Source organism: Pseudoalteromonas sp. S4741, assembly GCF_005886135.1.
GTDB classification, from domain to species: Bacteria; Pseudomonadota; Gammaproteobacteria; order Enterobacterales; family Alteromonadaceae; genus Pseudoalteromonas; species Pseudoalteromonas tetraodonis.
The window spans coordinates 1-8009 of sequence record NZ_PNCN01000146.1 but is presented as its reverse complement, the minus strand read 5'-3'; the positions used below and the strand labels follow the sequence as shown (position 1 = coordinate 8009).

4 protein-coding genes are annotated in these 8009 nt (G+C 39.0%); 1 reads left to right on the top strand and 3 read right to left on the bottom strand.

What is annotated here, in order from left to right; translation table 11 throughout:
- Window positions 1-136: 136 nt before the first annotated feature.
- Window positions 137-3823 carry an autotransporter assembly complex protein TamB gene (gene tamB / locus CWC30_RS16375; protein WP_138627633.1) on the bottom strand — a complete coding sequence of 1229 codons (3687 nt, stop codon included), beginning with the start codon at window positions 3821-3823 and terminating at the stop codon, window positions 137-139.
- Window positions 3823-5550 carry an autotransporter assembly complex protein TamA gene (locus CWC30_RS16370; RefSeq protein WP_138627632.1) on the bottom strand — a complete coding sequence of 576 codons (1728 nt, stop codon included), beginning with the start codon at window positions 5548-5550 and terminating at the stop codon, window positions 3823-3825. Before CWC30_RS16370 ends, tamB begins: the two co-directional genes overlap by 1 nt.
- Window positions 5551-5742: 192 nt before the next feature.
- On the opposite strand from CWC30_RS16370, the gene CWC30_RS16365 reads away from it, so the two are divergent.
- A complete protein-coding gene (locus CWC30_RS16365) occupies window positions 5743-6075 on the top strand; it encodes a ribonuclease E inhibitor RraB (RefSeq protein WP_138627631.1) in 333 nt (110 codons plus the stop codon).
- A 36-nt stretch (window positions 6076-6111) separates the two neighbouring features.
- Here the strand turns inward: CWC30_RS16365 and radD are convergent, their stop codons facing one another.
- Window positions 6112-7863, bottom strand: coding sequence for a DNA repair helicase RadD (gene radD / locus CWC30_RS16360; RefSeq protein ID WP_138627634.1), 1752 nt, complete (start codon window positions 7861-7863; stop codon window positions 6112-6114).
- Between the last annotated feature and the right edge of the window lie 146 nt (window positions 7864-8009).

Here is an 8009-nt window from a genome sequence, read left to right as displayed (position 1 = left end):
GCCCGAAGGGTTCTGCCTAGGGGCGATTTACTCTTTGTTGCTCGGTTTTTACTTAGCCCACTAGGTTACAAACCTCGCGCCGCGATTAAACCACCCCTAGTTTGAACAAATTTTAATCCGCAAAGGTCAACAGACCCTAGTCCCAATCAAACTTATACAGTATGTCTACGTTTTGGTATAAGCCACTGGTTATTTCTATGTATAGTTTAGAGAGTAACTGGTAGCGCACAGCCACTTCACTGAGTGAGTCGAATACCCCGACACTGTACTTAACCTGTAAGCTTGGGGCTATATAACCTGATATCTCTACTTTTGTTTGCTCACCACTGCCTTTAGAGCTTAAGCTTACATCAGATAAACCAAAGGTTTCACCCACCTTAGAAACCACTCCCTCACTGCGACTCACACCTTGAGAAAGTAATAACTGAGTTAACATAGCATCTGTAGAGCTGTCGCCCTCTCCTAATGGTTGCCCATTGAGTAAATAGGCTAAGGCTTGGGCTTGATCCATCGCAGGCTCAGAAAATACTTTTAACGTAGGTTGCTCAACACTGCCGGTTAAAGTCACCCCGGCAATCACACCATCAGCGGTATTATCTGGGTTACGAATCGCTTTAATGTTGAGATACGGTTTGTCGATTCCGCCACTAAAACCTACTTGCCCTGTTCTAATTATCAAGTCTTGCCCGAAGGCTAAATACGTCCCTTCTATTAAATTAAGCTCTCCGGTTGCAATAATTGGTGTACCTTGGCTCATTTTAAGCGCTAAATCACCAGTTACTTTAGACTTGAGTCCAAACGATTCGACTTTTACATCATTTTTTACTGTTACTTTTAAGCCTACATCATAATCAAAAGGGACTTTTTTAGCCGCTTGTGTTTTTTGATCAATAATTATTTCATCATCGCTTACTTGCACTGCGCCCTCGGGCAGCTCTTCAATTTCTATACGTCCATAAGGCACAACCACTTCACCAACAAGGTTAAGCGCGTTATCTGCTATGCCGATTTTTAGATCTGGTGATACTTTAAATATCACACCCTGCTGCGCTCTAACAAAAAACTCATTGCCAACAACTGCAACATTAACCGCGGGTTGCTCACCTTGCCAATCAACATCACCGGTAAGTTTAACTTGCCCGCCTTGAGGATCACTTAAGTTACCTTTAATTGTTGCCGTGGTTTTATTAAATAAAATATGTATATTAGAGTCTTTAAGTGCAACGGGTAATTGCTCTCCCTCTAAATTAATGTCTGCTATATTAAGCTCACCATCTAACTGAGGATCTTTGAGCGTTCCAGCTAATGTAACCTGTCCGCTGATTGCCCCTTTAAGTTGCTCAAGCGTATCTAAAAATGGCTGAATGTCTGAGAGTAAAATTTTATCTATATTAACGTTACCAGAGAGTGTTTGTGTATTTTGAATGTCGTCAATATTTATATCGGTAGCTATTTTACCTAACACACTGGATGCCAAGTTAGCTTCAATTTTACCAACCTGCGAATCTGAAAAAGCACGAATACTGAGTGTTTCTATTGGGAGTTTAAATCGATCCTCTTCTGAGGTTAGCACTGCATTTAATCCATTAGAATTTACATTGGCTCTGAGGGTTTTAAGTGCACCTGACTGCCAATTAGCAGCAAAATCACCTGTTAAGTCTCCGCGTGTGCGAATATTATCTGGTAATAAGTGCTTAAGCTCTGCAAGTGAGAGGTTAGCAAGCTTTGCATTAAACTGCCCTAGCGCTTTTGTTTGCGACAAGGTATCTATACACAACTTACTTTGAGCTGATTGCCAACAATGAGCGCTCACATCAAAATCCCCGTTTTGTGTATTCACCATAACGGATATTTTTTTAGTATTATTAAAACTCAGCTTTTTATCACTAAGGGTTATGTCACTTAGCTCACCATTCCAAATGGCATTTTTCATTTTGCCATTAAGCTCAAGTTCCACCGCGCCTTTTTCGGCATCAATCGACGCGCTAAGTTGATGATCTGTTTTATCACCACTGGCAGCTATGTTTATATTATTAATTTGCTGCCCAGCGACCAGTGCAGATGCAACATTAACACTGAGATCAGTTTGCCAATCAGCGGCCGTATCTAATTGAGATTTTATAGCGAGTTTATTAATGTTTATCTCATTAAAAATAAAGCGCTCTAGCATAACAACTAAGTCAACCGAAGGGGTTAATCTGTTGCCGCGTACTTTTAAGTCCGCTTTACCGTTAGCAATAAAAGGCAGATTAGCCTGCTCATCACTATTAAGCGTAATATCACCGTCAACTTGCCATGTATCATCTACCTGCCCATTCAAAGTTAACTTGTTAGTACCACTACTTAAATAAAAACTATCGATATCGGCTTTTAATTGATTATCTAACTTAAAGTTTGCAGCAAACTCTAAGGGAACGTTGTTCAGTAAGCCGGCTAGCTTAGTATTGTTCATTCTTAGCTGCCAGGTATCGGCTTGGGCGTTAAATACGCCTTTAAACGTCCCTGAAACATCACTGGTTAGGGCATCGGTTAAGTATTGCGCTTTTAAATTTGATAAAACGCCGGTGAAATCCGCTTTAATTCCCTGTTGCCAATCAAGCTGTGCTTTAATATTCGCAGCGCTATCGTTAGCTTTTAAAGCAAGCGTTTCAAGCGTTGCCTTGTTTAGTGTGCCTTTTAGCTGAGCATTTAAATCTACACTTGGATAAGCATCTAGCTGAGTATTACCCGTTAAACTTAATTGATAGTCGTTAGCATTACCTTGGGCACTTAAATTGATGTTTTTAACCTTTAGCTCATTACTTTGTGTATTAATAAGCCATTGATTAATTTTGCCATTAACACTAAAGGGATAATTTTTCTGTTTGAGATTGGCTGTTGCTCTCAAATTTAAAGGAAATAATCCTGTGGTATCAAGCGCAATGTTAAGCTTGGCTAGATCACCATTTATATCAAGAGTAGCTCCATGTTCATTCCCTTTTAAGCTAATGTTGCCGTTAATTGGCATTGCCCCTTCAAGTGTTGCATCAAGCTGAGTTTTTAACTGCCACTGCTGATAACCTGCCGATAGTGACTGTACCTTAATAGTGGCATCTTCTACGCTCATTTGCAGAGCAATATCATTAATTGAATAGTGTTGCTCGCCCTGATTTATTGTCACGTTGGTGATATTGAACTGCTCAACATTGATGTTAAGTGGTGAGATAAAATCGATATTGGGTAAAGCTGGTAATTCCTTAATAGCCGTTGTTGTTTGTTGATTAGCCGCTGCTTGTTGAGCTGCGGTTTGCTCTTTTAATACCACATTAATACGAGGAATGGTCAAGCGTTTAATTGTAACATCAGACCCTTCAGCCTTTGCCGACAATTGCAGAGTGTTAAGTGTTACATTTGCACTTGAATGATTTAAAATAAATTCATCAATAGCTAGATTTTTTAATGCAATATTAAAGGGTAAGGTTATTTTTTCTAATGCTTCGGTTGGCGTCTCATCTTTATTCTCAGCGCTTTTTGGCAAGGTTAATTTAATCGACTTAGCGCTTAAATTATCAATACAAATACCATCACATTGCCACCAAAATAAATCTATCTTTAGTTGCTGTGCATTAACACTTACGCCATTTTGGTCAAACTGTAAGTTAAACGTGTCATTGTATAAAAATCGGCCATTTTTTATTTCAATGGTTAAGCCATCAACCAATTTATTCGCTGTATAAGCAAGCAATTGATTACCTGGGGCAGTAAACAAAACGCAAAACAGTGTAACTAACAGCGTTGCTAAAACGGCGCTAATTATCGCCGTTACTTTTTTAAATACTGACATTAAATTTCAGGCCCTATGGTAATACTTAAACGGGTACTTTTACTTTCTTTTGTGAGCCCCCACGCGTGATCAACTCTTATCGGACCAACCGGTGTTAAATAGCGAAAACCAAATCCTGCACCTACCTCAAATTGTTCTGAAAAATCATTGGTTGCGGTCCCCCCATCAACAAACAGCGCAGCCCGCCAATTTTTAGCAAATTGGTAGTTGTATTCAACGGTACTCGCTAATAAATATTTACCACCAATACGCTCACCCTGCTCGTTTTGCGGAGAAATCGACTGATAAGCAAAACCCCTGACACTTTGATCGCCACCGGCATAAAATCGCAAAGAAAATGGCACGTTATTTATATCATTAACAATCATTGCGCCCACGTTTGCTTTTAAAAAGATCAGATGGCGGTCAAGGTAAGTACGTAACCAAGCATGCTGTAATTGAACTCTAACCAAATTGGTACTTGAGAGTACGCTATCGAGTCCAAACTCAGCTGAAATAGACCACTGCTCCCCCCAATAAGGTGTGGTGCCACCCTTTGATTGTTTACGCGCATAACTGATCCCAGGCATTAACATTTCACTTGTTTTTTCTTCGTCATCCCCTATGCGGTAGGTTTCTTGCTCACGCCTTAAAAAAGCCGTTCGTACCCATTTATGCTCAGTTAACCACTGGCGCTGTAACTGACCTGTTAGTATTTCACTGTAGGTTTCATTGGTTAATTCATCTTCCAACTTATAACCGACAGAAAAGCGCCATAAATCATCGTTCGGATCATTCACCGGCACGGTGTAAGCCATGGAAATATCTTGCTGTTTTTGAGAAACATTTAAATTGCTTTCAAGATAGTGCCCGTTATCGGTGATCCATGGTTTACTCCATTTAAAACGTACTTTCGGCCCTAAATCTGTACTAAAGCCACCACCAATTTCATAACTATTTTCTGGTTTATGTAACACATCGACTTTTATAGGAACTTGCTTGTTTTTTCTCGCTGTAATATCGGCGTAAACACGCACGCTCTTAAAATAAGGGGTACTTGATAAATCAAGATTATAATCGGCAATATAGGATGCTTTGTACGACTGACCCATTTTAAATGGCGCCAAAGAGCGGATATATTTTTCGGCTGGAGTATTTCTGGCAATTAAAATATCACCAAATTGATAACGAACACCGCTATCAATAGTAAAAGTAATGGTTGCGCTGTGTTTTTTGAGTGATACTTCAAATTTTCTAACAGGCCATTTTGCATCGAAATATCCATACTCTAGCAACACTGACTCTATTTTTTTATGCGCGCTGCTATAAACCCCATGATTTAAAATATCACCTTGTTTTAAATTAAGATCTTCAATCGTTTTTTGAACGAACGGATCCTGTTTTGCTTCACCATTAATAGTTATATTAAGTGACTCAATACGTGTGGCTGGGCCTCGCTCTATATTTACAAAAAGTTCGCGCTCGTCTTTATCAAAATCAATATTTACTACTGGACTGTAATAACCTAAGGCTTTGATACTGTTCTCAACTTGCGTTTTTGCATACCGACGAAGTGTACGGGTTGGTTTTTCACCAACAAGTTGTTTTAAATAAAGTGCAACGTTATTTTCTAAGTCGCCACTGATCCCTTTAATTTCATAATCTTCAATTATATTTTCAGAGGCAATAGAAGACAGGCTTACTAATAAGCAAAAAAAACAAAAAAACTTTAAAAGCTGATTGAACAAGTAAATATCCTTACTGTGGTATCCATAAAATAAACCGCTAAACAGGAATATAATACCATAGCCACAATGAGCCTAACATTAACTTAATCGCAATTAACACTCAAAAATGCAGTCAAAATTTAGTACGCGTTAACGGTTTATTTTGGTTACAATAGCTATAACGAGTACAAAATAAAATTAATGAGTTTTTTAATGCAATTCCCTGATGATGACAATGGCCAGCTACTTGCTGAAATTTCCGCCGCTGGTGTAGATTTAAGTAAAATGCAACAAATTGATTTTTACATTTTATTTGAACAACAGGTTGATGCCAAAAAATTTGCAACTGAGATTGTAAACGATGCATTAGTGCAAACTGCTGATGTTGAAAAATGCAAAGATACCGGCGTTTGGGAAGTAATTGCCCATGTACAAATGGTGCCTGAACATGCACTGTTAGGCCAAGCAGAACAATACATTGAAAGCATAGCGAACAGCTTTAATGGCTATGGTGATGGCTGGGGATTAGACGCAGAAGAGGCATAATCCCTAATTTAAATGATGAATGATATCCAGCTTAGTCTATCGACTTAGCTGGTTTGCTTTTCTGAAGCTGCCTTTATAATCAAAAAGTTTATCTGCTACTTTCCAGCCATATTTTTTACTTTTTCGCGCAATCACAAAATCCGGTGGTATTAAATCAAACTGCGCTTTTATAACTTGCTCTGCACTGGTAAATTCAATGGGTGATTGGCCCTGCCCTACACGCTTACCAAATTGCTTATTAAAGTAATACTGTGATCCTTTGTTTGATAAATCAAAAATTTCATCACAACTGGCTCCGTCTTCATCAAAATAAGTGATTTTTAACAATTGCTCTTTAAGTTTTACCACACTCAAGCCGCTACAACGTAGAACTAATGCGTCTTTAAGGTTTAACGCATTGCGCAGCTTATCATCAGGGTCAGCCATCACAGCGTCACAATCATGGCATTTTCGAGCAGCAATATCATTTTGTGCGCCGCACTGCTCACACTCTTTAAAACGAAAGCGGTAATCGCATTGCTCGCTTAAACCGTTATCATCTTCTAGCAAACCTTTACAACGCCTGCCGAAGTGCTCGATTACTTTGCCATCAGCATCTGTTTTTCCCCAAAATATATTGGCAAAGCCACACCCAGGACACAGCACTTGCACGGGTTCATTATCGCTATCGCCTTTTTTATCTCCCACTTCTGGGTAGAATAAGTCAAAGCCATTGCCTGCATAGTCAATCACTAAACAATCATCTTTACCCTCAGCTAACCTCAAGCCTCTCCCGACAATTTGCTGGTATAAACTTACCGACTCCGTGGGCCGTAAAATAGCTATAAAATCAACATGAGGGGCATCAAAACCCGTCGTCAGTACTGATATATTTACTAAATATTTTAACTGTTTAGCTTTAAACTGCTTTATTATTTTATCGCGTTCGCTATTTGGCGTATCCCCCGTGATCAGCGCACTGTGATCCTCAGGTAAATAAGTCATTATCTCTTGTGCATGCATAACCGTAGCTGCAAAAATCATCACGCCGTAACGATTTTCACTGTATTGTATAACCTGTTGTAAAATTGTTTGAGTTGCACGAGTCGATTTTTTTAACAGCGCATTCATGTCCTCATTGCTATATTGCCCAAATGCATTACTACTTAAAGATGAAAAGTCATAATGGCTAATCGCAGCATCAACCTCTTTAGGGGGAGTTAAGTAGTTATGCTTAATCATATAGCGCAAAGGTAATTCAAAAATACAGTGTTTGAATGGGCTCTCTTTATTGCCTCTTACAAAGCCATGGTAATGATAATGATAAATCCAGCCTAACCCTAGTCGGTAAGGCGTCGCGGTTAAACCTAATACTTTTAATTCAGAGTTGTGAGATTTAAGCGCATTAATAACTTTTCCGTACTGGCTTTTCTTTTCGCCATTTACTCTGTGGCACTCATCAATAATAAGTAGTGAGTAGTGCTCATTAAGTTTGTCTAAATTACGCGATAACGACTGCACACTGGCAAAAGTAACTTGGTGGATTAACGACTTCTCTTTGAGTCCGGCTGAAAATATACTTGCCTCAAGACCAAAGCTTTTATACTTTTGAGCATTTTGCTCAACCAATTCTTTTACGTGCGCCAACACCAATATTTTTTGTTTAGCAATACGCGCAAGCTCAGCTATCACCAAACTTTTACCCGCACCTGTAGGCAGCACAATGACAGCAGGATCATTGGTTTTTCTAAAGTGAAAAACGGTGCGTTCAACCGCCTCGCTCTGGTAGGGTCTAAGGGTGTAGGTCATCAAAGGTAAGAATTCTTAATCTAATTAATGGTTATGTTTTAGGAAGACAGCTCTAGTTCACATTCGTTTTAATAATTTATATTCATAAACTCATCAGCTAACTTTCGAACTATTTATAAATTTAGATGAATCGCCCCGAGTTCATC